The sequence below is a fragment of the Helicobacter suis genome, from assembly GCF_902196125.1.
Taxonomy (GTDB): Bacteria; Campylobacterota; Campylobacteria; order Campylobacterales; family Helicobacteraceae; genus Helicobacter; species Helicobacter suis_B.
Genome location: NZ_CABIKG010000059.1, coordinates 1 through 736 on the forward strand (window position 1 = coordinate 1; position 736 = coordinate 736).

The following is a 736-nucleotide window of genomic DNA, read 5'->3' on the forward strand; positions in this document are numbered from 1 at the left end:
AGGGGTTTGCAAATATGCGTTGACATGATAACTAAATTCTTCTCTCAAATCGTGGAAAAATTCTTTGCAATCTGTGCGCTTAGCAAAGCGTAATCTCTTTCTAGTGATTTGGTTAGTCTTATTGATAAAGACATGGACATGGGCATGTTGTTGGTGAGAGTGGGGCACTAAAGCAAACTTATAATCAGGCATACAAGTTCTAAGCGTTTCAAAAGTAGCGTGGAGCAATCCATGCATGGTTGTACTATCTGGTTTGTCTTTGAGAGAAAAGACTAAGTGCATCGCCTCATTGCAATCTTTGAGCACATCAAAGTCTTGTGCCCAATCCTCTAAAATATCTTCTAATTTAATTTGATCAAACCACTGGGTGTAGGCTAGTTTGCTATCTGTATTTTTGAGCGCATATGCTAAGGCATTTTTTAAATGCGTGCACTTCATCTGTCCGATGTTTTTGATCACCACAGGAATCTTTGTCTCATCGCAAGCAAACTTAGAGGGCGTGCTACTCTGTGCAAAGTTATTAAAACGGATTAAAAGTTTGGCGTCATAAGTATCCGTATTGGGTCTAGCTTTCTTGGGTCTAACAATCTCATCTATCCAATCCAAATTAGGTTTGTAATCTAGTGGTACATCTCTAATCTTGCTATCCAAAAACTTTCCCTTATTTCACCTGCTCTTTTAGCTCAATTGTAGCGTGAATTTTTTGAAAAAATTTTAGATAAGAGGGAGGAGAAAA

The 736-nt window shown here is 38.0% G+C and carries 1 protein-coding gene; it reads right to left on the bottom strand.

The window, feature by feature from the left end:
* Positions 1–651: relaxase/mobilization nuclease domain-containing protein (locus G6Q00_RS08295; RefSeq protein WP_163532762.1), on the bottom strand; the 651-nt coding region annotated here is incomplete at its 3' end.
* Positions 652–736: the final 85 nt, after the last annotated feature.